This is a genomic window from Cupriavidus sp. HE11 (genome assembly GCF_056097175.1).
Map to the genome: position 1 here is coordinate 124,954 of NZ_CP184466.1, position 25,940 is coordinate 150,893.

Sequence of the window (25,940 nt, forward strand, 5' to 3'; positions counted from 1 at the left end):
TTTCGATGAGTAACGCGGGGCTGACGCCCCGCCTTTGATCTATTCAGCCCTGCTTTAGACAGACCTGTCCTCCAGGCCGTCTGCGCCAGTCGGTGCTGACTGCTGTCGAACAGCCTGCTGCTTTCGATTGACGTCGTAGACCGTCAGCACGCCATGGGCCACCATGTCCAGCGCTGGACGGGCATCGCCGTTCTTGTCAGTCCAAACCTTCGGTGTGAGCGTGCCAGACAGGGCAACGGAATCGCCGTCATCCAGCGCGAGCAGTGCTGCCCGCACTTCGTCGCTAAACGCAATGACGTTGACGAACAGCGATTCGCCGTCGCCAGTGGGGGCGAGCACCTTAGCTGTGACATACGTCGTGCCGCCTTGCCCTTGGCGCTCCGCGGACTTTCCGTAGACCTTGCCGCCAATCAGACCATCAATCATTCTTTACCTCGCTATCCCAGGCGACTATCGCCCAGGCTCAAATTTCGCGGCAGCCTACCACGCTCAACGAATCTTCCGGTCCTCTGCCTGTCGTTTGGGCAAAGACGCTCCCTGCCGAAAGTCAGGCCTATGCTTGTTGCGCTTGACGCTCATGGAGGTCGGACTCTCTCAGTTCTGTCACGGCGGTTTGATGCGACGTCCGATTTCGACTGAAACGGCGTTGCTGCCGAATCGAATCCGAGTGGCATCGGAACCGGAAGGCCTCGGTATCTGGCCGCAATCCATACCCCACCAAAGTTGGGTTGAGGATGTCATTGGAACAGCCGTTCTGCAAGCGGCAGTGCCAAATCTTGCTCGTCAACGACGCGGCAGGGCAGACAAAAACCAAACAGGACCTATCGCCGAGGCCGTAGGGAACATGGGGACACGAATGACGTTCATCGGCAACATGAAGATTGGCAAGCGGCTGGCTCTTGGCTTCGCCCTGATTCTGGCATTTTCCATTGCAATTACCGCTATCGCCATCTGGCGGCTCGACAACGTCGCAGCCGCGACGCGCGAGATGATGAATGTGCCGCTCCTCAAGGAGAGACTGATTGGTGACTGGTATGCCAATCTGGCATCGGGCATACGACGCACTAGCGCAATCGCGAAGAGTAGTGATCCTGCGCTGGGCCCTTATTTTGCTGAAGAGGCAGCGGCGTCGTCCAAGAGTTCAGGCGAACTTCAGAAAAAAGTGGAAGCCCTGATTTCCTCTGAAGAAGAAAGGGCGCTATTCGGAAAGATCGGCGAATCACGGAAGGCCTACCTGAGTTCTCGCGATGAGATCAACAAGGCCAAGGCGGCTGGTAATGTCGATGAAGCCACGCGTATTCTGGACAAGGTGTTCACGCCGGCGGCGAACGCCTATCAAGGCACCATGCGCGAGCTGGTTGAAGTACAGCGACGCACCATTGACGATACCGCCAAGGTGATTGATGGCGTTGCCGCCAAGAGCCGCGCGCTATTGCTCGTGCTCGAAGGACTCATTCTGCTGCTCGGGATCATCTGTGCGTACTTCCTGACTCGCAGCATCAGCCGTCCGCTGGCGCTGGCTGTCAGCGTGTCGCGTCGTGTGGCCGATGGTGACTTGTCCAGCGAGATAGTGGTGGCATCCCGTGACGAGACTGGTGAGCTGCTGCAAGCGCTGAAGGACATGAATGACAAGCTCGGAGGCACGGTCGGAAATATCCGATCGGCCAGTGTGGCGGTCGCCAGCGCCGCCGGGCAAATTGCATCCGGCAATCTGGATCTGTCTTCTCGCACCGAAGAGCAGGCTGCTTCGATTGAGCAGACTGCGGCCAGTATGGTCGAGCTGACGGAAACGGTGAATCAGAATGCCGACCATGCGCGTCAGGCGACTTCCCTTGCCGGAAGTGCCAGAGAGATGACGGAGTCCGGGCGTTCCGATGTGGCCGCGATGGTGCAGACGGTTGGTGAGGTGAACGCCGAGTCGAAGAAGATCGCGGAGATCACCGGCATGATTGAAGGCATCGCATTTCAGACGAATATCCTGGCGCTGAATGCTGCAGTGGAGGCGGCACGTGCTGGTGAGCAAGGTCGAGGCTTCGCCGTGGTCGCCGGCGAGGTACGATCGCTGGCGCAAAGGGCGTCTGGCGCAGCCAAGGAAATCAAGGAGCTGATTGAGGCGTCAACCGTGAAGGTGCAAGTTGGTGCTCAGCAGGCCGAGGGCGTCAGTGCCGCGATGGAACGGATTAGCACGGCAATCGAGCGCGTCTCGGACATCATCGGTGAGATTTCCGCGGCGTCCGACGAGCAGAGCAAGAATCTTGAACAGGTGAGTGTTGCCATTGCCCAGATTGACCAGGCGACTCAGCAAAATGCAGCGCTGGTCGAGGAGTCCTCCGCAGCAGCACAGGCTCTGCGCGAGCAGGCCGTCGGTATGAAGGACGAGGTGATGTATTTCAAGACCGCAGGCCAATTCGCGTAAGGGCGAAGCGGGCTGAACTGCCTGGGTTTGCGCCAGGCTCCAATCCTTGAGAGAACGGAGCCCATGCGCAAACCACTTTTCTTCCGCGCTCCGTCACTGCGGTAAGAGAATTCCGGTCGAACGGATGCCGACCAAGCTTGGCTAAAAGAATCCCAAGCACATCATGGAACTGTTCGTGACCAACACCTTCCCGGGGGCTGTTGGGCAGACCAAGGTTACAACTGGTTTGGAGGTTCCTGCCCCTTTTTGTCAGCAAGTCCAGCGGTGTGCCACGCTATCGATAGCGATCTAGCCGGACGTGCTTCGCGCGCAAATCTTGCCTCCTTATGGCACTGTCGAGACCAGTCAACATTGTCACGCCTTGGCCGCCCGTACGCACCAGGTCGTCGTCAGAAGCCCGCGACGACCTGGAAGTGCACGCGCTGGTGCCGCTGCAGGTCGGCGCGGTCATTGAAGCCGTATCCATAGGCCAGCCGTGCCGTCAGATACTTGCCATAGTTAAGGTCGAAGCCAAGACCGGCGCTGGTCAGGCTGGTGAGGCCGCCGTCGGTGCCCGGCGGCGCGTATGCCTTCACCGCGCCATGATCGACGAACACGAACGCGCTGAGGCCCAGCGAGCGACTGTCCGGCGCGGTGCTGCCATACAGCCTGCGGTGCAGTTCGGCCGACAGCGTGTAGCCGTTGTAGCCGCCCAGCGCGGCGCTGTCGTAGCCGCGCACCGATCCGTCGCCGCCGATGAAGAACTGTTCGCTGCTGGGCAGCAACTGGTCGCGCGTCCATTGGAAGCTGCCGCCCACCTGCAGCGAGAGTGCCGCCCCGAGGTCGTGCCAGTGGCGCGCATAGCCACGCACCAGCCGGAAATCCTGCCAGTCGGTGCTGGCATTGCGGCCTTCGCCGGTGGCAAGGCTCAGTTGCGCGAAGGTGAAGTTGCCGTCGGTGCCGGCGCGCATGTCGACCCCCACGGCGGTGGTGTTGGTCTGGTTGTGCGATAGCTCGATCGGATCGATGCGGCTGTCCGAATCCTGCCGCTTGTGCGAGACGGTCAGGTCGAGTTGCACCGCCTGCACGAACAGCAGCGGCTGGCGCAGGCCGAACAGGTTGGTGCGCGAGGTGCCCTCGATGCCCAGCGACGCGAACGGGCCATTCCTGATCTTGGTCTCGTCGTGGAAATAGCCATAGGACAGGCGCGTGCCCCAAGGGGTGACCGGTACGCTGTAGTTCACGGAGCCGCCGCGATAGCCTTCGGCGGCCGCGCCACTCAGCGTGAGCTCATCGCGCCATCCGAGCAGGCTGCGGTTGGTGTAGATGGCGCCAAAACGCGTTTCGCCGGTATAGCGGCTGCCGCCGTTGTCCGTATACGCGCGCACGCTCTGTCGCTCGGGCTCGGTGGCGACCAGGACGATGTCCGTGGCTCCGGTGTCCTGTCCCGGCTCCAGTTGGGCGCGCAACTGCATCTCATTGGTGCGATTGAAGCGCTCCAGGTCGGCCTCCAGCGTAGGCAGGTCCACCAGCGTGCCTGGAGCCTGACCCGCGCGCCAGCGGATATAGCGGTCGGCGGTCGACGCATTGCCTTCGATGCGCACCGCGCCCACGCGACCCTCCACCAGGCGAATTTGCACCACGCCCGTGGTGACCTCCTGCGGCGGAATCACCGCCATGGCCGTGGCGATGTTGCGCGCTCTGTATTGCGCGTTGATGGCGGCCACCAGTTCGCGCAGTTCGGCCAGCGACACCTCGCGGCCCTCGTATGGCGCAGCCAGTTCGCGCAGCAGCGATTCGGGCAGGATGGCCGATGGCGTGAACGCAATCTGCCTGACCTGGAAGCGGATCGTGGCGTCCTGGCCCAAAACGTCAGGCGCCGGCTTCTGCTCGATCAGCTTGTCTGGCGCGGGCACATCAGGCTCGGTGCGTCGACGAATGCGCTGCTCGTTCTCGATGGCCTGCCGCTGGATCACGGCTGGGTCGGCAGCCGGTGGTACGGGCACGGGCGGCACCTGTGCGCCGGCCTGCCGCACGGGCAGCGCACCGAGTGCAGCGGCCAGCGCCACCGGTGCCAGCGTGAAGGTCGGCGCGGCGCGGCACGACAGGATCCTGTTGAGCATGCTTGAAAAGTCAGGGATACGGAACGAGGGGATGCGCGTCATTCGGCCACGCATGTGGTGTCATCGGGGCGGCAGGGCGCCAGCAGCATGCGCTCGATGGTCCAGCTTCCGGATGCCGATGCCGGGGCGCCGGGCGACGCCGCGCGCGCGGTCCACGATGCCGAGGCCAGGTCGCCCAGGCCAACCGGGATGCCGGTCATCGCGATCAGTTGCGCCGGCTGCGCTGCCGCCGGACGCGGGCTGCCGTCCGGGTCCGGACGTGGCACGGCATTGGCGCGCGCGGACATTTCCGCGCCCGCGTCGCGCAGGCTGACGTTCTCGCCGGCCGGCGTACGGGTGCGGAAGGCTGGCTCCCGCAGCACCACGAAGGCATCGGTTGTCACGAGGTTGCCGTTCATATTGAGTGTGAAGCGGGTAGACGGCGCGTAAAGCTGCACGTCGTATGGCCGTGGCTGCACGCTGCGGTTGTCCATCAGCACGCGCATGGCCTCGTTGCTGAAGACGAACTGGTCGAGCACACGCCCCCTGGCAATATCGAGCGCGCCGCCACGCATGGCCAACTGGCCGCCCGCCGTCCACAGCCTGCCGAAGTTGGCGCCTGCGGTGCTGTCGATCGTCAGGTCGATCCGCTCGGCGAGCGCGCCGCTGTCGGTATCCACCGCAGTGGCGGCAAGGCCGTTCGTACCGGTGGCTGCCAGTGTCAGCGGCGTGGCGGGGTCCGTGGCGCGCACGTTGGCGACGATGGTGCGCGCGCCAAACGCGGCATGCTGTTGGGCGCGGGCCTCGTCGACGCGCAGCGCGTTGCCTGCCGACAGCGTCATCGTGTTGGCCTGCACCGCATTGGCGTGCAGGTCGTGCCCGGCAGCGGCCAGCACCTCGCTCGTGGCGGACAGCCTGCCGACGTTGAGATCGCCACCGGCGGCAAGCTGCGCGCTGCCCGCCGTGATCCGCGTGGCCGTCAGCATATCGGCTGCCTGCAGGACAAGGGCGTCGGCCGATGCGTCATCCACTCGCAGATTTCCGCCGCCCGTGACGCGGGCGGGGCCGCTGCTCGCCAACTGGCCGATCACCACATCGCCGCCGATATCGGCGGACAGCGCCCCTGCCTGCAGGTTCGCGGCAGTCAGCGTGCCGCCGATACGCATCCCGGCGTTATCCGCCACCGTCAACTGATGCAGCGCAGCGTTGCCGGTGACGACCAGTTCGGCGGAGCCGCTGGCGAGGCGGCCGCCCGCGAGCGAACCGGCGATATCGAGTGCCGCATGGCCGGTAGCTGTGACGGACATCGTATCCAGGTTGCCCAGCGCGGCGAGGGCGAGGTTGCGGCCGCTACGTGCATCGAGTGACGACGTGACGATCTCCAGCGCGTCGCTCGCACCGATGCTGCCTTCCGCCGCCAGCACGATGCCGGCGCCCGGTGCGCGCGTCGCCAGGTTGATGCCGTCACCATTGGCGTCAGTGATATTGCGGCCAGCGGTAAGGCGGATGGCGTCCGCCGCGGTGGCTGCGGCTGTCAGCTGGCCGAGGGCCATGTCGCCATTGGCAACCGCGTCGATACGCCCGGCCGCCTCGGCGGCGGCGCCATCCGCCATCGTCACGGATTCGCCTTGCAGGAACAGTCCGCCGGCCGCGCGGACGTTGCTGCTTGCCGCGAAGACCAGCCCGCGCGCGCTGCTCAGCGCCACCTCGGTGCCGACGACCGTGCCGTACAGCGTCAGGTCGCCGCCCGTCGCCGCGATGCCGACCTCGCCGCCTGCGACAATGTCGCCCAGTGCCAGCGCACGCTGGTCGCTACCGAGGAAGATCCCTTGCAACGCCGTGGCCGTTACATTGCCATCGGCGAGCACCGTCAGCGCGAGCGGGTTGACGCTGCTGCCAATCGCTCCGGCCGCCTGCAACGCCAGCGATCCGGCCTGGATCGCCTGCAGCCGGTCCGGGCCCCGCGCGTCGACGATGTTGCCCGCACGGGCCGACAGCGACACTGCGCCGGGCGAGTAGATTTCCGCCACGTTCAGATCGCCGGCAAGCTGCGCGACGTGTACGCCGAGCGCGCCACGCGCGGTCAGCGTGCCGCCATCTGCAATCTGCGTGGTCAGCGGATTGGCGGCAGTGCCCACACCGCCGTCGGCGGCTTCCAGCACCACGCTGCCGCCTTCGAGATTCGGACGCGCCGGATCGGTCGTGACGCTGTAGATACCGCCTGCACCCTTGACGCGGATCGTGTCGCCGGCCTTCACCGCATCGATATTGAGGTCGGTCTCGGACCCGAGGTAGATGTGCTTGTCCGCCGTGATCGAGATGGCACCGGTACTGGCCACGTCGACGTCGTCGCGCTGGAGGATGCGCAACTGCCCGTTGGCCAGCACGGCCACGTCATCGGCCTCGGCCGTGGCCAGCGCCTCGCGCTGCGCCTGCGTCAGCGTGGCGCCAGCCGTGGAGGCATCGATCAGGACCTCGCCCTTCAGCGTGCCGACGCCGCCATTGCGCGCCACCAGCGAGACATTGCGGGCCTCGATATTGGGCTGCTCGATCTGCGTTTCGGTATCGGTGGTGGTCTTGTTGTAGACCGCGCGGCCGATGCCGTACTTGAGTTCATTGGCCGTCCACGTAGCGCCGGTAGTCACCGATGCCTTGTCCTCGGCGGTGACGTAGCCGGCGTAGCTAAAGCCAGCCTGGTACTGCTGCGTCAGGTCGCTGGCCGTGCCGTCGGCAGTGGTCAGATGGCTGAAGCCGGCATGTAGCGCCTGCAGTTCGGGCGAGGCCGTGGCCGGATCGTAGGCGTCGGCCACCAGCATCGGGTTGCCGTCCGGCCCCACCACCTGGCGCAGGTTGCGCAGGTTCCAGTAGGTCTGGTACTCGCGGTCGCGCAGGCCGACCAGGCTGCGCAGCGCCTGGTCGGCGCTGGCCTGGGCACCTTCTCCCAGCAACTGCATGTCGCTCCACAGCGATTCGAGCTGCGCCAGCGTGCGGGTGTCTCGCGTGCTGTTGTCGTTGGCGTCGATGAAGCTGCCGTTGTCGAGCACAATGCTGACGTCGCGCCCGTGCGACACCACGCGGTTCAGACGCAGGTCGCCGTCGCGCTGGGTGAGGAAGATGTCGCTATTGGCCTGCGCATCGAGCTTGCCATTGACGCCGTCCGTCTGGATCTCCAGCGCCCGGGCCGCCGTGCCCAGCGTGCCACCGCGTGCGATCAGGTTCAGCGAGGTACCGCGAATGTCGGGCTGACCACCAGCCGCAGGCCGGCCTGCCAGGATCGACGCGTCGGCGTCGAGCGTGACGGTGCCGGCCCCCGTGCCGACGCGGCCAATCAGCATGTCGCCGCTGCGCTCGCGCACCGACACGTCGCCCGCGACAGTGCTCGCGTTCAGCAGGCCGCCGTCCTGCACGTCCACCGAGATGGCATTGCCGTTGTTGCCAATGCCGGTGGCGGCCGACAGGTTTACGTCCTGACCCACCACGACGGTGCGGTCCGCGGCGTTGATGCTGCCGGCAGTGGAGGTGATCGAGGCCGTGCCGTTGCCGGCGTTGACCGTGCTGCCGATGACCACGTTGCCCTTGCCGGTCACATTGACGCTGCCGGTGTCATGGCCAACGAACGAGATGCCGATGGCGTAGTCGGCCTTGACCGAGTGCTTGTGGAAGTCCTGCTTCTCGTACTGGTAGACGAAGATCTCGCTGTCGCACCAGTAGACGCCGCAGCCATACTTGCCGGTGTCGTAGGTCGACACATGCGTGGTGTCCTTGACCGTCCGGGTCTGGAACTCGTAGAGATAGGCGTCGTTCTCGTGCGCAAGATCGCGGGTGACGAAGCCGGTACGGTCATAGATCTGCTTGCCGCTCTCCAACGCATACCAGCCCGTGCGCCAGGAGTCGCTGGAGTCGTCGCTGGCGCACCCGTCGCCGCCGGCGCCATAGCAGCCCTTGGTGGTGTAGTTGACCAGCTCGCGCTGGAACGTCTGCTTCTGGCCTGAGGTCCAGCCGTACCGCAGGCCGGACAGTGGCGTGTAGGCGGCGGTGCGGCCTTCGCCCAGATTCGCCGTGGAGACCACCGCGCCGTCGCGCACGGTCTCCTGGGTGATCTGGTTGCCGATGCGCCGGTAGATCGTCGAGGAGAGCGGCTGGCCGTCGAACAGCATCGCCGACGTGTCGGTGATCTTGATCGTGCCCTCGATGTTGCTGCCGACGTCGAGCGTGTTCAGGCGCACCGTGTAGTTGGTGTCGTTTTGCACGTTGATGCGGCCGTAGCCGTCCATCACGCGCAGTTCGCCGCCGCCGGTGTTCAGGATCTGGCCGGTCAGCTCCATGTAGCCGCCTTGCACGCGGACGTTGTCCAGCACGATTTCCTGCGAGACCACGTCGTAGACTGCGTGGATCAGGCTGTCCGTGCCGGTCATCCGCACGCCCGATAGCTCGTAGCGGGTCTTGATGTCGCCCGGCTTGACGCCGGCCTTCAGCTGCTGAGCGTAGTCGGCGGCCGCATTGGCGATCTGTGCCGCGATGCTGGTGCCGCCGGCGCGTTCCGCGTCGAGCACGATCGACCAGTCCGGCAGGCCGGCCTGCACCAGCCCGTTGATATTGAGCACCCGCGCGTTCAGGAACACGTTGTTGCCGGCAATGATGCCAACGCCGCTGGCCAGCGGAATCGCCCCCGGATTGGCGGTCTCGATTGTGCCGCTCGGGTTGGGCCAGTTGGCGGGGTCGGTGCCATAGCGCAGGGAGTAGTCGCGGTACTTCGCTTCGAGCGCCTGCGCCACGGCGTCCCAGGTGGCCGACGGATCGCCCGCCACGTGGAAATAGCCGTCCGTCGGGGACATCACGAAGTCGCGGCCCGCCGTGATGCTGACGGTCTGGCCCAGGATGCGGCTGCCCGCCATCGTGCCGTTTCCTTGCTGGCCATTCTTGACCAGCACACTGCCTTCCTTGCTCTCGATGGAGATGTTGCCGCCCAGGTTCAGCACGTCGCCGGTGATCAGCAGGTCTGGAGATTGGGCATTCGCGTCGCCGGTGTTCAACGCCTGGTAGCGTTGCGTCACGTTGATCGCCGGCTTGCCGCTGGCTGTCCCGGTAACCAGCGTGCCGCTACCCGCGTTTTCCTGGCCCAGGTTGCGCTGGGTGATGTCGGCAAGTGTGGTGACCGATGCGTTGTTGAAGGTCACGTGTCCGCCCTGGTCCTCGGGGATCTCCAGCTTGGAGACCTGAAGGTAGCGGTTGCTCGACGAGTCGATGTTGATCAGCGCATCGCCGGGCGCGTTGACCTTGCCGGTTGCCGCCACGGTCAGCACGTCGGCCTTGACGTTGACGTCGCCGCCGCTGGCGTAGACCGGGTCCACCGCGATCACCTTGACGGTCTTGGACGAGACGCCGCCAAACGCCGCCAGTTCCTGCTGCAGGCGCGAAATCTCGGCGTCGATCTGCGCCACGAACGCGTCGCCGGCCGCCGCGTACTGCTGGCGCGCCCGCGTGTAGGCATCGATCTCCGCCTGCAGGTTCGCCACGAGGTCCATTGTGGTCTCGCGGAAGGTGATGCCTTCTGACTGCTCGAGCACCTTCAGCGAACCATCGGCGGCGTCTTCCACGCGCAGGATCTGCTTGTTCTGGATGCCTGCCTGCACATTACCGGCGATGTCCACGCGGTTCGCCACATCGGTCTTGCTGGAGCCACCTTCGATGTCCAGCGAGATGTCGCCGCCGCCAAACAGGTTCGAGAAGAAGCTGCCCACCGCGGCCGCCGCCTCGCGCCATAGGTCCTTGCCCACGCCCTTGCCGTCGGCCAGCAGGTTGCCGCGCTCGGCATAGAGGTTGACGTCTTTGACGCTGCGCACGGCGGCACCGTCGGCCACGTCGATGCGGCCCTGGATGTCGATCGCGGCGTCGGCATTCGGGTCGGTCTGCACCGGCACGATCGACTTGTTGAACAGGTCGGTGCGGGCCACCGCGCGTACGGCGTTGGCATTGCCGTCCGCATCGGAACCCACCAGCAGGTTGACGTTGCCGTCGGCGCGAATCGCCGCACCGCTGGCAATATTGACGGCCAGCGTGCCGGTGACGGTTGCGGCCGAATTGCCCTGCGCCGCACTCGAAAGTCCATAGGTCTTGGCATTGGCGCTGGTCTCGATATCGCTGGCCACGCGCGCTGCGAAGCTGGCGTCGCCCACGGTATCGATGTTGGCGCCCTGGGCGATGACGACGGCCGTGTCGAAATGGTCATGGACCAGCGATTCGGCGCGGGCGATATCGAGCACGCCGCCCGAGTCCAGGCGGGTCTTGTCGCGCGCCTGGACGTCGCTGTACGCGGTGAAGCGCGTGCGGCCCGGATCGTCGCGATCACCCGTGATGCGCACCGAGGCGTTCTGGCCGACAAGCGTGCGGGTGACGGTATCGATGTCGCTTTCGCTGACCACGGCCGAGCCGTTCAGGAAGCCGCCCGAGCCCGCCTCGGCGTTGTACTCGCCATCGTCGAGCCATGGCTTGCGCACGAGGTTCGCCGCCGTGGCCTCGATGCCATGGCTGACGAGGTTGGCGCCGTCGCTGATGGCCGCAGTCACGCTGGCGTCGACGTCATGGCGCGTCAGGGCGCCACTGGCGCCCACCAGCGCGGCGTTGACCGAATCTACCTCGCCGTTGAAGCGTGCGGTGTGAAGGGCATCGACGACGATCTTCCCGTAACCGCCCGCGCCAGTCGCCAGCAGCGCCTGGCTGCTGGTGCCGCCGCCCAGCGCTGCCGTGGTGCGCGACTGGTTGCGCGTGTCGGCGACGGCCGCCGCGCCGGAGATCAGCCCGCCGCTGCCCGACATGGCCTGCGCGGTGGTCTCGTCGGTACCGATGGCCTGCACGGTCAGCGTGGTGCCGGCCTGGCCGGTCACCCCGTTTTCGATGGTCGCCGTGGTGGCGGTATCGGCATCGGCCTGCGCGATGTTGGCGCCGACGGCCAGCACGCCGCCCACGGTGATGCCGTTGGCATTGGCGTGCGTGCCGGTGTCGGAACTGGCACTGACACGCGTGGCGTTGCTCACCAGCAGGACCGTGTTGCCGCCGATCGTCGCGCGGCTTGTGGTCTGCGTCAGGGCGTCGGCGTCGGTGGCATTGGCGCCCACAAGCCCGGCGCCGCCCGTGGCGCGGGCGAAGGCGTCGGCATTCTGGCTGCCCGCGGTGCGCATCGTGGCGGCGCGCACCTCCACGCCGCCGGCGACGATGCTGCTGCCCATGATCGTGGCGCCCGCGGTGGTGGCGGCGGTCGCCTTGGCCACCGAGGCGCCGATGGCTGCGTATACCGCGCCGTTGTAGCCTTCCGCGCGGGCCTGTGTCTGGGGTGCGGCCGCCGCCACCACGCTTGCCGTGCCGCCGGCCTGCACCGTGGCATTGGCGATGCTGGCGGTGACGATGCCGTCGTCGGTGGCCGTGGCACCGGAACCCGTGGCTGCGCCGGCGCCGCCGGACCCGGCACGCGCCAGGCTGCCAACCCGGCCGTTGCGTTGTGCGCCGAGTGTGACGTCGCCTTGCGCGGCCACGTTGGTGCGCAGGCCACTGTCATCGCCGATGGCGGCGAGCGTCTGGCCAGACTTGTCGGCCGTCGCCACGGCGGCGCCCGCCGCCACCAGTCCAATCTGATAGCCCTGGGCTTCGGCGTTGGCATCGGTCGCGTCTTCGGCCGTCACGGCAACGTCGTCTCCCGCTTGCGCGGAGGCGCCGCCTGCAATTCGCGCCGACACCTGGTTGGCGATGTCGACCGTCGCCACCGCCGCACCGATCGCAGCCACGCCCCCTGAGCCCTGGTACGCCAGTACCTGGGCGGCCGGCGCGTTCGTGCCGAGCGCGCCGGTGCCGGCGCTAAGGCGGATGGCACCGCCAGCCGTCAGCGTGGAGGCGCCGTCGACCAGCGCATCGACGTTGTGGCGGATCTGCATGACACCTACCGCCGCGCCGACGCCGGCGAACCCGCCAGCGGCAGCGCCCACCAGGATGTCGTTGTGGTCGCTTTCGCTGGCGTCCAGGCGCACGTCGCCGCCGGCCACAACGGTAGAGCCCGAGATCACCGCCGCCGTGCGCGCGTCGAGGTCAGACGCGTTGATGCCCGATTTCACGGAGACCCCGGTGCGCTGGTTGAGCGCCGCCCGGGTGTCGTTGTCCAGGGCATTGCCGAACCCGCTGGCGCCGACCTTGGCCTGCTGGCCGAGTGCCTCGACCTTGCTCAGCGTGCCGTCGCCGTTGTGATCGAGCTGCTGCGCGGCGTCGCCGCCCAGGCCCTGACCGACCAGCGTGACGGCCACCGAACCGGCCAGGCCCGCGCCGGTGAAGCCCACGCCGGCCGATATCGCCTGGGCCGACAGGTCGCGCTCTGCACGCGCCTGGAGCGTCACGTCGCCCTGGGTCTTCACATCGCTACGGTCGATCCAGGCAGTGACCGTGTTGTCCACGCGTGTGACTACCGCCGCCGCACCGACGCCAGCACCGCCGCTCAGCCCGGCGCCGCCGGCGAGATTGTCGACGGTCGTGCGGTCGGTGGCGCTGACCGTGAGCGAGCCGGCGCCTGCGATGGCCTGCTGCGGTGCCGCGCCAACCAGCGTGGCGATCACCGTACCGTTGGGGTCGTACAGCACGCCGTCGCGCAGTTCGCCTTCAAACGGGGCGAGGGCGCCGCTGGCATCGCGCAACGAACCCGTGACCAGCGTGGTCTTTCGGCCTTTCGTGTCGGTTTCGGTCCAGACCTTGGCATCGGACAGCGTCGCGCCGTTCGTGCCCTGCAGCGTGCCGCCCATCGCCTGGCCGCCGGCATCAGTGCCCACCAGCCGGTTGTTGTCGATGGTGGCGGACTGGATGGTGCCGGTGAGCGTCACGTCGTTGCCGATCGTCGAGCCGGCGATCTGGCTGTTGGCCACCCAGGCCTGTGTCGCGCCTTCCGTCAGGACGACAGCGGCCGAGCCGGCCCCGGCGCCGAAGCCGCCGCCCGCGCCAGAGACACTCCAGTTGTCGATCTCGGTGCGGCTGTCCGCCGTGGCCGATACACCGCGCGTGGCGCGAATCCCGGCACCATCGATCGTCGCAGTGGTCTGGCTCTGGTCCAGCCCCACGCCGAAGCTGCCAGACACCGCCACGCCGCCGCCCGACAGCGCACCGGCACCCAGCGCCATGCGGCTGAGGTGATCGGCATCGACCGAGAGGGCACCGGCCTCCGTGGTGCCGCCGCTGAGCGCGGCCTGGGTTGTGCTGGTGAACTTGGCTAGCGAACCGGTGCCAGCCACGCCCGCGAGGCCGGCCGCGCCGCCGGCCGCGACCGACGCCGCGCTCTGGCTCGACTGCGCGACGATGCTGGCCGTGCCGCGCGCCTGCACGTTGCTGTCCACGATCTGCGCGCGCGTGGTGCCGTCGAACACATGGGTGTCCGCCGCAGCGGCCACGCCAACTGCGCCGCCGCCCAGCGCGCCGACAAAGCTGTTCGCATAGGCGTGGTCGGCGGCGCGCACGTCCAGCCCCTGGGCCAGACCGGCGCCGTCCAGCAGGTTGACGCTGGCGTCGCGCACCTCGGCCACGGTCCGGCCGCCCACCACGTCGACCTGCGTGGTCACGCCCACTCCGGCATAGGTGCCACCGCCCACCGTCGCCGCCAGGCTTTCTACCGAATGCGTGGCTGTGGCGTTGACCGCCACGCCGGACACCGCCAGCGTTTCGCGCATGCCGGCCAGGTCGCTGCGAGCGTAATGGCCGAGGTCGGTGCCGTCGGCGAGATTGGCCAGGCCGGCGAGCGCGCCACTCTGGACGTTCAGCTTCGCGGCCGGGTCGAGCGCCAGCGCATTGACCTGTGTGCCGTTCCCGACGATGCCCGCGTACGTGGCGGCGTCCATCACATTGACGACGGCGGCTGCGCCAACGCCGGTCACACCGACGCCGATGCCTACGCCGCCGGCAGCAACCGTCACGCGGTCGTCACGTCGGGCCAGCACGCCCACGTTCTGCCAGGCCCGCACCGTGGCCCCGTTGTCGATCACCGCCGACGTGCTGCCGCCGAGCAGGCTGGTGGCGAACGAACCGGCCACGGCCACCGAGCCGCTGCCAGCGCCGCTGGCAGCGAGCGTGTCGATGGCCGCATCGGTAGTGGCCGCCACCGTGACGTTGCCGGCCTCGACGTCGCCGCCGTGAATGCCGGCCGACGTCACGCTGTCGATCTGGTTGACTGTGGCGGCGGCGCCGAATGCGGCACTGCCGCTGCCGGCGGCCGAGCCGGACAGCGAACGGATCAGCGCGCTGTCCGTGGCAAGCACGAACAGCTGCTGGGCATCGCCCACGACCGTGGCATCGACCAGTTGTGCCGACGTGGTGTTGGCGATGGTCGCGGTGGCCGCGGAACCATTGACCGCGAAGCTGGGCGCGCCGCCCGCCGAGGCAGCGAGCGTGTCGATCCGGGACGTGTTGTCGGCGCGAATCGTGTTCGCGTCCCCGATGTGCAAGGCGGCATCGGTCACGCTGGCTTCGACCGTATTGCCGATCTCGTTGACGCTGACGGCCGCGCCCACTGCGCCCGTCCCCAGGCTGGCGTTGATCTGGCCGGCCACCGCGCTGATGTGCGAGGCATCGCTGGCGGCCACCTGCAAGGCGCCGGCGGTTATCGCGGCCTTGTCGCCGCCGATGCGTGCGGTGACGGTGTTGCCAATCTCGTTGATCACCACGGAGCCGCCACCGGAGAACTGTCCGGTGCCCACGCCCACGCCGGCCGCATAGCCGAAGATGGTGGCGCCGCTGTGCGCCGTGACGTCCACGCCGGCGGCCGCCGTGACGGTCGATTGGTCGATCTCGGCCGTGAAGCGGTTGCCGATCGTGTTGAACAGCATCGACGCCCCGACGTTGTTGCCGCCTACCTGGACGTTGCCGGCCACGGCGACGATGCTGGCGCCATCGGTGTCGGTATTGCCCGCGCCGGCGCCAGTGTAGTCGTAACCCGAGGCACTGCCGGCGCCATCGTGCTGGTCGATCACGGCGTCCAGCCCGTCGATGCGGGCCGTATCGCTGGCCCGTACCGCCACGTTGCCCGCGTCGATACGCGAGCCGTTGCGGATGCTGGCCTGCACGACGTTGCCGATGTCGTTGAAGACGAATGCGCCGCCCAGCGTGACGTTGTTGCTCGAGCCGGTAGCCGCGACCATGGCGCCGCCGGCGCCGATCAGGCTCGCGGTCAGCGCCTGCACCTGCACGTCGCCGGCACCGGTGATCGCCGTGTTGTCCACGATGGCCGCCGACGTATTGCCGATATCGCTGTACGTGACGGCGGCACCCACGCCGCCCCGGCCACCGCCGAGCAAGGCACCGCCCCCGGTGCCAAGCGTGGTGCGGTCATAGGCCAGCACATCGATGTCGGTGCGGTGGGCCTGGCCCGTGATCGTGCTGTCGTCCACCGTGGCCCGCACGGCATTGCGCGCGGTGCTGACCGAGACCGAGCCGGCCGCCGAAGCCGCCTTGCTCTGGTCGGCCGAGGCATTGACGGCCAGGCCTAGCGCCACGGAAAGCTGCTCGCCGCCCGACAGCGCCATCACGTCGACCCGTGTGGCATCGGTAACGCTCGCGTTGTGCAGCGTGGCTTCGGTGGTGTTGGCCAGGTCGTTGAGCGCCAGGGCGCCGGCAATGGCCGCGCTGCCCTGGCTGCTCTGCGCGTTGGCCCGTGTCAGGGCCGCGGCGCCGCTGAAAGCACCGATGTCCGTGTTGTTGACCGCCGTGACCGCCAGGTCGCCTTCGTCCAGCGTCAGGTTCGCGTTGCTGACGCCGGCGCTGGTCTTCATCGACACGAGGTTGATTGCCGAAGAGCCCGAGACGCCGAGCCCGAACTTTGGCGTGGTCTGCGGGGCTTGGTCGTCGCCAAGGAGGGTGTATTTCAGCGCGGTGCCCAGCGTGGAGAGCTTGCCGCCGAGCTTGTCGAAGAAGCCCGGGTCGGACGGTTCCTTCTTGGGCTTGGGTTCCTTGGGCTTTTCGGGGGCCGCCTGCGTGGTGATGGCGCCCGCCACGGCAATGCTCTCGACGCGACCGTCGGTACGTGCGCCGACATCGACGTTCGATGCCAGGAGGGTGACCGCGTCGGCGCCGGCCTGATCGCTGCCGATGCGGGCCTCGGTGTCGGTGGCAACCTCGATCAGTGCATTGCCCAGCCCCACGCTAGCGCTTTCGGATTTGTTGATGCCGCCGGACACGGACCAGATCACGGTGTCGTCCTGGGCGGCCACGCGCACCTTGTTGGCCATTACCTGCGCACCGGCATCGATGACGGCTGTCGTCGCATGGGCGGTGTTGGCGTATGCGAACGTGCCGTTCAGGCCGAAGCCGCCGCCCCGGCCCGCGCTGGGGGTCAGTACGAACAGGCGCTCCGTGGCGTCCGCCGTGACGGCCACGTCGACGCGTGCGCCGGCCGTGCCATCGGCGTTCACGACGTTCCCGCCGATCACCGCGCCGCGACCGACGCGGGCCTCCACGCCGTTATCGAAGTTGACCTGGTTGTAGGCTCCGCCGACCGATGCGGAATCGCCGCTGCCACCGCTGCCGTTGCCAGTCAGGCCGAGGTTGCCCGCCGAGAAAGCGCCCTCGGTCTCCATCGTCGCCTTGACGTGCACGGCCGCATCGAAATCGGCGCGCGTGCCGTTGCCGAGGTCCGCGCCCCAGGTGCCGTTGGCGGACGGCTTGACGGTGACCGACGCGCCATCGCCTACTGTGGCGCGGCTGCGGTTGGTGAAGTCGAGGTAGCTGACCGCGCCCCCCACGCCGAGGTCGCCATCGTGCGCGCTCGTCGAGGCGTTGGCGTAGCCCGTGAGCTGGTCGGAGAGCCCTAGCGTTGCCGTGGCCTTGGCGATCAGCGCATCGAGGTTGTCGAACTTGCCCCAGGTGAACGCGTAGGGCAGCGAGACGTCCGAGAGCAGCCCGAACTGACCGGCCGTGATGGTCGCCCCGTCGCCCACGCGGGCATTGGCCTCGTGACGGTAGAAGCCGAGCGTCACCGCGCCGCTGACCGAGGCTTCCGAGGTGCTGTTCTGGTTGCCGCTGGAGGTGTCCTGCTCGGCCGAGCTGGCGCTCATGGCGTGGATCTGCGCATCGCTCACGGTGGCGGCCACCACCACGTTGCCGGTAGCGTCGATGTGCACGCCATTCGCCACCTCGGCGTTGGCGCCGCTGGAGAAGTCGGTGTATGACAGCGCGCCGGACAGCTTGAACGGCGATCCATCGGAATCGGCGCGGTCGTCGACCTTGGGCGTCCCGTTCTTGCTGTTCAGCAAGTATTTCTGGACCATCTCGGCGCCGCGCGTGCCGATGCCGGAGACGCGTTGCAGCAGGTGGATGCCGCCCACCGTGGACGACGCATTGGTGCGGTTCTTCAGCGTGTCGTCCTGCGCGGCGAGCGTGACGTCGCGCGCGCCGACCAGGTCGGTGCCGAGCCGTACCGTGGCCGCCGTCTGCCCGTCGAAGATCGCGGCCGCGCCGCCGGCCACACCGTCGTCGTTTGCGGTCTGGCTCATTGATGTGTTGAAGCTGTTGGTATTGCTGGCGGCCAGCCGCACGTCGCCGGTGACGTTGACGCCCGCGCCGGCAGCAACGTCCACGTTGGCGTTGGCGCGCGCACTGGTCAGCGCCACGCCTACGGCGACGTTGTCCTCGGTGGAAATCGAGGTGACCGAAACGTCGAGCGTGGCTTTGTTGACAGCCTCGGCCACCAGCGTGTTTGCGCGCAGGGCGGCGCCGGCTTGCACCGATACCGAGGCCGCCGAATCGACGTCGGCCTTCAGGAAATCGACACTGAACGGCACCAGCATGTTCCACAGCGACATCTGGCTGAACGTGGTCTCGGCGGTGGATTCTGCCTTCATCGCCAGCGTGCCGCTTGCCTGGATATTGGCGCCGGCACCGATATTGACGCTGGCGCGGCTGCGGGTCTGCATGGCACCGAGCGTGACGTCACCGATCAGGTCCGCCAGCCCGAGCGAACCGCTGGTGACGACGGGCACATCGGCGAGCGAGGTGATGTTCTTCTTGTAGATGGCCTGGCTACGGGCGTCGATCGAGATATCGCCGCTGGTTAGCGTGGCGTCGGCGATGTTGACGGAAGCCTCGGATGTCACGGACGAGACCAGATCGGTGCCGGCCGTATTGATGGACTCCGCCAGCAGCTTGATGCTGCCGTCCTTGATGGCGTCGCCGGTGCCGGCCCCGCTGCGGGTGTTCAGTATGGCGCCGCCATGCACGTCGAGCCGGCCGCCCGAGGTGACGTCGATCTGCCCACCGTTGTCGGGCGTGGCCGCCGCGTCGAGCCGGCCGCTGATGTCGACATCGCCGGTGGCCGCGAGGAAGATGCGCCCCTGTACCGCCACCACCTGGCCGGCTTGCGTGATGCCTGCGGTGTTCACCATCTGGTCGAACTCGGCCTGCGGCACGCCGGCACGCAACTGGGCGGTGTTGCCGACGACGATCCTTCCGGCGCGCAGGTCGATGGTGTCGGCCGCGTTCAGGCGGCCCCGCACCTCGATCAGGCTGTGTGGCTCGATGGGCTGCTGGCCCTGCATCAGCTGGTCGACGGCGTCGCTATTCGGCTGGTCCTTGCCGAGGAAGAAGCTGTCCATGAAGCCGCGCGACGGCGCTGACAGGTGCAGCGAGCCGGCATTCATCACCCCCGAGCTGGAAATCAGGAAGCCGTCGGGGTTGGCGAAGAACACGTTGCCGCCGATCCGGCCGTCCTTGAGCGCGTTGACGGTGCCGTCGATCCGGCTGCGGCCGCCGCCGATCAGGTTGATCAGCGCGCTGGTGCCGGCTGGCAGGTTCAGGTTGACCGTGTGACCGTCGCTGACGTTGAACGCGGAAAAGTCGTTGAAGGCCGTGGCCCCGACCTTGCTGGTGGTGTCCACACGCGTGACGGTGGCGCCCGGGGTGACCGTCGTACCGGTCTTGCCCGAGGCGACGACCTGTGCCGCCGCTTCGCCGAGCACCCCAGCCGTGCCGATCAGGGTGGCGATGGCAATGGACAGTTTGCGCGCGACAAGACGTTCGCGGCGCAGCCGCGTGGCGTGGTTCTTCATGGCGATTTCCCCCGGCGCCCGCGCGGCATGGCACGGAGCGACAACCCGTTGATGTGTTGAACTGAAAACCCGTGCGTGCCGGCGATGGGCGGCCAGTTACCGCGCGCCCGCGAGGCTGGCCCCGGGGCGCGTCAAGATGTCATGTCAGCGACGCAGTCAGGCTTCGATGGCGTCGGCGTCGGTGGCGGCAACGGCTTCTGGTGCCGGATCGCTGCTGTCGGACGTCGCCGGTAGGCGTTCCCGCAGCCGTTGGGCGAGCTGTGGCAGACGGTCGAGTGAGAGCCGATGGGCCATCACCGCCTTCATCGTGCCGTCCGTGAGCCAGCGCTGCAGCACCTCGGCGGGCAGGGCGGCGAGCCGCGCCTCGTCGACGGCCAGCAGGCCTGACAGCGAGAACCGGCCGGCCTCGCCCACGTCGGCCACGGCGTGTACCTCGGTCAGCAGGTCGTGCGCGGCCAGTTCGGCGGCGAAGGCCACGGCACGTTCGAACGTACGCTGGAACGCTTCGAGGAAGTCGATGCTGCCGCGCAGCGCCGGCAGCGGCTCGTTGTCGTCGCCGAACAGCGGCGTGCCCAGTTCACTGGCGGCGTCGTCGACGAAGCCGGGATAGGCGCGGTCGATGCAGACGTTCCATTGCCCGCCGTCGTCGGCCAGCACGAACGGATACCGGCGCACGAAGGCCGGCACATACGGGGCATCCCAGCGTCCGTCCGCGTCGACGAACAGGTTCTCGTCGCTGCGCACGCCAAGCAGCACCACCGGCACAGGCTTGCCGGTGGCATCGCCCGCAAAGAGGATCGGGTAGACGCGGCTGGCGATGCCGAACTCGGCCAGCGTCAGTACGGTGGAATTGGTGTGCCGTGCGAAACCGTACGCGTTGTCCACCGGCAGCATGCGCAGATGGCGATGGCGGTAGCGGTTCAGCATCTCCGGCTGCCGATAGAAGAGCAGTTGTGCCATGGATGTCCCGTCAACCCTTGGAGGCACGACTGGCGCCGCGCTTCCGATATTTATTGTGTGTTTATGTGGTGCTTCGCCGCGTGGCTTGCGAGGCGAGCGGGCGAAATATACCGGGCAGGGCGGGCGGGGAAAATACGGCACCCGTCGTATTTCGGGGTGGTGGCGCGGTGGAAACTGGCGTGGCGGAGCGGATGGAGCCCTGTTGGCAGAGGGGATCGGGGCTATACGGTGCGCAAACCCACCCGGACCGCATGGGCCACCAGTTCCGCCGTGTTGTGCAGCGACAGCTTGCGCATCAGGTTCTCGCGATGCTTGCGGACGGTGAGCGGGCTGATGCTCAGTTCTGCCGCGATCTCGCTGGCCGTGGCGCCGCGCGCGATCAGTGCCAGGATCTGGCATTCGCGGCGGGTCAGTACGTCGTCGGCATCTGGCACCGTCGCGGCGGCGTGGGCAGGCGGGCGCTGGCCAACATGAGCGCCGTGGCGGATTCCCGCGCCGATGTAGGGCTGGCCCAGGCGTAGCGCCTCGATGGCGGGCAGCAGTTCGCTGACATCGCTGCGCTTGACGAGGAAGCCATGCGCGCCCGCCGCCATGGTGACGGACATCGCCTGCGCATCGCCATCGCCGGTCAGCACCAGCACGCGCATCGCCGGAAAGCGGGTCCGCGCCTCGCCCAGGAACAGTCGCACGTCCAGCGCCGGCATATGCAGGTCCAGCACCAGCAGGTCCACCGGTTGCGTGGCCAGCAGCGTACGCAGCGCGGCGCCGTCCACGGCGGTGCCCACCACCGTCACGCCGTCCACCGCCGACAGCAGCAGCTTCAATCCTTCGAGCACGATGGCGTGATCGTCGGCGAGCGCAATGCGGGTGGGCGAGGGCGAAGCGGTCATGGGGTTGGGGCGTGGAGGATCGCGGACATAGCAGACATTGGTGCGCCACGGGAAAAAGGCCCTTTGTCTGTTCGCCAGCAAACGGATAATATCAGGCGCCGACGCCACTTACTCCCGCTTTTTTTGAGCCAGCTGCCCCTCCGATGACGCAAAAAGAACTGCCTGGCGCAACGGGCGCCGATCCGACCGACGTCGAATTGGTGCGCCTGCTGTACCGGCAGTCGAACGCGGTGCTGGCGGCGAATTTCGTCATCCCGTTGCCCGTCATCGCGATCCTGCGCGACAGTGTGCCGATGGCTGTCCTGCTGGTCTGGAGCGGTGCGATCTACGTCCTGACCGCGCTGCGGATCGTGCATTCGATCCATTTCTTCCGCCAGCGAGGCCCGATCGTGCCGGCCCGCTGGGCGCGCAGCTTCATGGTGATGTCGTGGTTGTCTGCACTGATGTGGGGCCTGGTGGGGTCCTCCTGGCTGTTGCCCGAACAGCCGGCGTTGGTGGCGTTTGCGTGCGTCGTGCTGGCCGGCATGTCGGGCGGGGCCGTGCCGTCGCTATCGGCCCATCGGCCCACGGCCATCGGCACCATCGTGGCCATGCTGGCGCCGTTTGCGCTGTACTGCTTCGTCCACGACGGCACGGTCTACAGGATCTACCTGCTGTTCACGCTGTGCTTGCTGGCGGTGAACCTGTACTACAGCCGTAACACGCACCGCACGCTACGCGAAAGCGTGCGGCTTCGCTTCGAGAACCTGGCCCTGATCGGCGAACTCAAGCACGAGCGCGACCGCGCGACCGAGGCCGATCTGGCGAAGACACGCTTTCTGGCCGCCGCAAGCCACGACCTGCGCCAACCGGTTTACGCGCTGGGCCTGCTGACCGCCACGCTCGCTGGCCTGGCGCGCCGCACGGATGTGCCCGCCGCGCAGGCTGCCCATATCGCTGGCCGACTGGACGGCACGCTCGACAAGATCGGCACCATGCTCGACGGCCTGCTCGATGCGTCGCGGCTCGATGCCGGGCTGATGCCGGTGCGTCGCCAGCCGCTGTGGCTCGGCACCTGGCTGGTCGAAATGGGCGACGAGTACGCGCAGCTGGCCCGGGAGCAGGGCGGCCAGCTACGGGTGCACGGCGCCGATGTCTGGATCGACACGGACCCCGCGCTGCTGCATCGCATCATCGACAACCTGCTGTCGAATGCGCTGCGCTATGCGCCGGGTGCCCGTGTGCTGGTGGGTTGCCGGCGTCGGACGGGCGCGGTGGAAATCCAGGTCATCGACCAGGGGCCGGGCATTCCCGAGGCGGAGCAGGCGCGCATATTCGACGAGTTCACCCAGTTGCCCGATGCACGCCGTCCCGACGGACAGGGCCTAGGGCTGGGACTGGCGATCGTGCGCCGGCTTGCCGCGCTGCTGGGCCATCGGGTGGCGCTGCGTTCCATTCCGGGCCGGGGCACCATGTTCGCCGTGACGGCGCCGCTGGCGGTCAGGCCGACGCAGCGGCCGGGTGTGGTGGCGGGCGCGGTGGCGGGTGACGACGACGTCATCGCCATGTCTGCCGACGCGCAGGCCCAGACCCAGGCAATCGGCATCGTGCTGATCGATGACGACGCGGGCATTCGCTCGGCACTGGGCGGACTACTCGCGCTGTGGGGCCATCCGGTCTACGCCGGGGCCACCGTCGACGACGTGCTGGTCGTCCACGCGGCGGCGGCCACTGATGCGCAGGCGCCGATCGGGCTGATCCTTGCCGACTATCGGTTGGGCAACGGAGTGACCGGCATCGACGCGGTGGCCGCGTTGCGCCGGGCGCTGGGTACCGACGCACCAGCGGTGCTGGTGACCGGCGATACGGCGCCCGATCGCCTGCGCGCGCTGCACGCCAGCGGCTTGCGCGTGCTGCACAAGCCCATCGCGGCCGAGCGCCTGCGCGAACTGATCGCGGAAGTGGGCGGCATGGTCGATAGGCGCCCCTCGACCGAACGCGCGCTCGCCTGAGCGCGTTGCGTGTCTGTTTGCTTCCGCCCCGTGTTCTTTCTGATCCGCTGTGACATGCGTGACGGAGATGGATTCGACCAGGACTGTGGCGGGGAATGGCAATCGACGAAGTGAATTCACGCACCAGGATGGCCAGGGAAACCCGAAACGCGATTGATTGTGAGAATATCCGCACCAGAATCAGTTTTGATTTTTCAACCAACTGGGGTCGGAAATGCGAAAGATTTTTTCTTTTCTGCTGTTGATTGCCTCGCTTCAAATCTTCCCGGTCGCTGCCGCTGTGCTTTCATTTCCGGCCGATTTCAAGAAGCAGACCATTACCACCAACGGCGTGAACATGTACGTGCGTGTCGGCGGCCACGGGCCCGCTGTGGTGTTGCTGCACGGGTTCGGCGAGACCGGCGACATGTGGGCACCGCTCGCCGCGAAGCTGGCGGTGAACCATACCGTGGTTGTCCCGGATCTGCGCGGAATGGGGCTGTCGAACCATCCGGCAACGGGTTATGAAAAGAGAAACCAGGCGCGTGATATTGCCGGGGTGCTGGACGCCCTCCAAATTGGAAAAGTCGATGTGGTCGCCCACGACATCGGAAACATGGTTGCCTATGCTTTCGCGGCCGAGCAGCCGGAGCGGGTGAGCAGGCTCGTGCTGATGGACGCGCCGATTCCCGGCGTCGGCCCCTGGGAAGAGATTCTTAAAAGCCCTCTGCTCTGGCATTTCCGTTTTGGAGGCCCGGACATGGAACGGCTGGTAAAAGGGCGCGAACGCATTTATCTGGACCGTTTCTGGAACGAGTTCTCGGCAAACCCCAGAAACTTTGATGAAGCATCGCGCCAACACTACGCGAAGGTCTACGCATTGCCCGGCGCGATGCATTCCGGCTTCGAGCAGTTTCACGCTTTTGACCAGGATGTCATCGACAACAAGGTCAACCTTGCGAAAGGAGCGTTGCCGATGCCAGTACTTGCCATTGGTGGTGAAAAGTCTTTCGGTGTCATGATGGAAACCGTCGCCCGGGCTGCAGCCAGCAACGTGCAGGGGGTTGTGATTCCGAACTCCGGGCATTGGCTAATGGAAGAGCAACCGCAGGCAACCATTTCGGCCATCAGCGGGTTTCTTCAGTGAACGTAATGAGGCGACCGATTGGAAGATGAGTAAGGGAGCCAACGCATTGATGAAGCTGGCGATCATAGGTTGGACACGAAAGTCCGGTGCCGGCAGGTTCCCTGCGGCCACGGCCTTCCGCTTCCGACCCTTCGCCGCCGTTCGTGGCTCGTGCTTTAAATGACCGGTTCACGGACAGCAGCAGACTGTTGGCTGAGAGTCGGCATTGAAGCGTGGGGTTACGCGGGCTGGGCCTGTACGGACTTGACCTCCCGTATGGTCAGCAGCATCAGGATAGCCGCGGCGCCAAGGCCGGACGACAACCAAAGCGACTTGGCGCCGACAATATCGAGCAACATGCCAAACAGCCACGGAGCCGACGCCTGCGCGATGCGGGCCGGCACCATCAGGATGCCTTGCCGCCTGCCGTAGCCACCCGGACCGAAGATGACAAGGGGCAGCGTGCCCTGGCGATAGTGAGGATACCGTTGCCCGCGCCATGCAGCACGCCGAACAGGACGGCGGCCGGCGCGCCAAGCAGACCGAGCGCCAGGGCGCCGGCTGGATGCGAAGCGGAGGCGATGCGCGCCGACAGTAGCGGATGGACCTTGCGCGGGAGGCCGAACTCCAGAATCCGGGCGCCAACCAGGGCGGGACCGATCAATGCGCCGACCATCACCGCAGTGGCCAGCGACGCGCCGCCCGCCTGCAGCAGTCGTGGCAAGTGCGCTGCCATGGCCGTGCTGATGAACCGCGTAGCGGCGAAAACGAAGGCAAGGGCGTAGGAGGCAAGCCGTCGTGAATGCTCATCAGATGGTTGGGGCAGGCCGCCTGCCGACGATATCGCCTGAGCCAAGGTAGCGGCGGCAGACGAGACACGCGGCATGCTCAGATTCAGCGCAAGCCCGAGTGTGAGATGCAGCGCCGCCCAAGACAGGCAGGCGCCGCGCCATCCGATGTGTGACTCCATGAACCTCGACAGTGGCCAGCCGACGGTACTGGCGAAGCCCGCGATGAGGGTGATGCCGGTGATCGCGCCGCGCGAGCGATTGCCGTACAGCGCAATGAGCGTGGCGAACGCAGCTTCATAAAGGCCCGCGCCCATCCCGACACCGAGAATGAGCCAGGCAGCGAAGAGTCCGACGACGCCTTGGGCGACGCCAAGCCCCGCCAGACCGACAGCAAAAACGAGGCTGGTAGCGGCCAACACCCAGCGCCCGCCAGTCCGGTCGATCATCCTGCCTGCGGTCGGGCCGATCAACGCCGACACAATGAGCGCCGCGCTGAACGGGGCGTAGATCGTGGGCGGTGATACCCCAAGATCCCGGGCCATGGGTGTGGCCAGCATGGCCGGCAGGGTAGTACGTTGAACCCCATGCCAACGTCTGGGCGAGGCCCAGTCTGGCGATCACACTACGCGTTGGCGCCATGGCCATCCCGT

At 67.1% G+C, this 25,940-nt stretch carries 8 protein-coding genes and 2 pseudogenes; 4 read left to right on the forward strand and 6 right to left on the reverse strand.

Annotated features, from left to right (window positions below):
• Positions 1–54: 54 nt before the first annotated feature.
• On the reverse strand, positions 55–426 hold the full coding sequence (locus ACOABP_RS28540) for a single-stranded DNA-binding protein (RefSeq protein ID WP_474231123.1): 372 nt from the start codon (positions 424–426) through the stop codon (positions 55–57).
• Positions 427–856: 430 nt separating this feature from the next.
• Between ACOABP_RS28540 and ACOABP_RS28545 the strand changes: the two genes are divergently transcribed.
• Both ACOABP_RS28545 and ACOABP_RS28550 read left to right on the forward strand, forming a co-directional pair.
• On the forward strand, positions 857–2,416 hold the full coding sequence (locus tag ACOABP_RS28545) for a methyl-accepting chemotaxis protein (protein WP_474231124.1): 1,560 nt from the start codon (positions 857–859) through the stop codon (positions 2,414–2,416).
• A 100-nt stretch (positions 2,417–2,516) separates the two neighbouring features.
• Positions 2,517–2,653, forward strand: a pseudogene (locus ACOABP_RS28550) (molybdopterin-binding protein); the annotation flags it as partial.
• 152 nt (positions 2,654–2,805) lie between these two features.
• Here the strand turns inward: ACOABP_RS28550 and ACOABP_RS28555 are convergent.
• From ACOABP_RS28555 to ACOABP_RS28570, 4 genes are all read right to left on the reverse strand, one after another.
• Positions 2,806–4,518, reverse strand: a complete 1,713-nt coding sequence (locus ACOABP_RS28555; RefSeq protein WP_474231125.1) for a ShlB/FhaC/HecB family hemolysin secretion/activation protein — start codon at positions 4,516–4,518, stop codon at positions 2,806–2,808.
• A gap of 38 nt (positions 4,519–4,556) precedes the next feature.
• A complete protein-coding gene (locus ACOABP_RS28560; RefSeq protein ID WP_474231126.1) occupies positions 4,557–19,553 on the reverse strand; it encodes a leukotoxin LktA family filamentous adhesin in 14,997 nt (4,998 codons plus the stop codon).
• Positions 19,554–19,709: 156 nt separating this feature from the next.
• Positions 19,710–20,513 (reverse strand): SapC family protein, encoded by an 804-nt coding sequence (locus ACOABP_RS28565; protein ID WP_474231128.1) that lies wholly within the window; start codon positions 20,511–20,513, stop codon positions 19,710–19,712.
• Positions 20,514–20,734: 221 nt separating this feature from the next.
• The gene (locus ACOABP_RS28570; protein WP_474231130.1) at positions 20,735–21,403 is read right to left on the reverse strand and encodes a LuxR C-terminal-related transcriptional regulator; all 669 of its coding nucleotides are present in this window, start codon (positions 21,401–21,403) and stop codon (positions 20,735–20,737) included.
• Positions 21,404–21,546: 143 nt separating this feature from the next.
• Here ACOABP_RS28570 and ACOABP_RS28575 point away from each other — a divergent pair, with 143 nt between their 5' ends.
• Both ACOABP_RS28575 and ACOABP_RS28580 read left to right on the forward strand, forming a co-directional pair.
• The gene (locus ACOABP_RS28575) at positions 21,547–23,394 is read left to right on the forward strand and encodes a sensor histidine kinase (RefSeq protein ID WP_474231131.1); all 1,848 of its coding nucleotides are present in this window, start codon (positions 21,547–21,549) and stop codon (positions 23,392–23,394) included.
• A 214-nt stretch (positions 23,395–23,608) separates the two neighbouring features.
• A complete protein-coding gene (locus ACOABP_RS28580) occupies positions 23,609–24,520 on the forward strand; it encodes an alpha/beta fold hydrolase (RefSeq protein ID WP_474231132.1) in 912 nt (303 codons plus the stop codon).
• 229 nt (positions 24,521–24,749) lie between these two features.
• On the opposite strand, the pseudogene ACOABP_RS28585 reads toward ACOABP_RS28580, so the two are convergent.
• Positions 24,750–25,935, reverse strand: a pseudogene (locus ACOABP_RS28585) (MFS transporter); the annotation flags it as partial.
• Between the last annotated feature and the right edge of the window lie 5 nt (positions 25,936–25,940).

Coding starts and splice junctions, on each gene's coding strand:
- ACOABP_RS28575 (WP_474231131.1), top strand. CDS start 21,547: ATGACGCAAAAAGAACTGCCTGGCGCAACGGGCGCCGATCCGACCGAC.
- ACOABP_RS28555 (WP_474231125.1), bottom strand. CDS start 4,518: ATGCTCAACAGGATCCTGTCGTGCCGCGCCGCGCCGACCTTCACGCTG.
- ACOABP_RS28565 (WP_474231128.1), bottom strand. CDS start 20,513: ATGGCACAACTGCTCTTCTATCGGCAGCCGGAGATGCTGAACCGCTAC.
- ACOABP_RS28540 (WP_474231123.1), bottom strand. CDS start 426: ATGATTGATGGTCTGATTGGCGGCAAGGTCTACGGAAAGTCCGCGGAG.
- ACOABP_RS28580 (WP_474231132.1), top strand. CDS start 23,609: ATGCGAAAGATTTTTTCTTTTCTGCTGTTGATTGCCTCGCTTCAAATC.
- ACOABP_RS28545 (WP_474231124.1), top strand. CDS start 857: ATGACGTTCATCGGCAACATGAAGATTGGCAAGCGGCTGGCTCTTGGC.
- ACOABP_RS28570 (WP_474231130.1), bottom strand. CDS start 21,403: ATGACCGCTTCGCCCTCGCCCACCCGCATTGCGCTCGCCGACGATCAC.
- ACOABP_RS28560 (WP_474231126.1), bottom strand. CDS start 19,553: ATGAAGAACCACGCCACGCGGCTGCGCCGCGAACGTCTTGTCGCGCGC.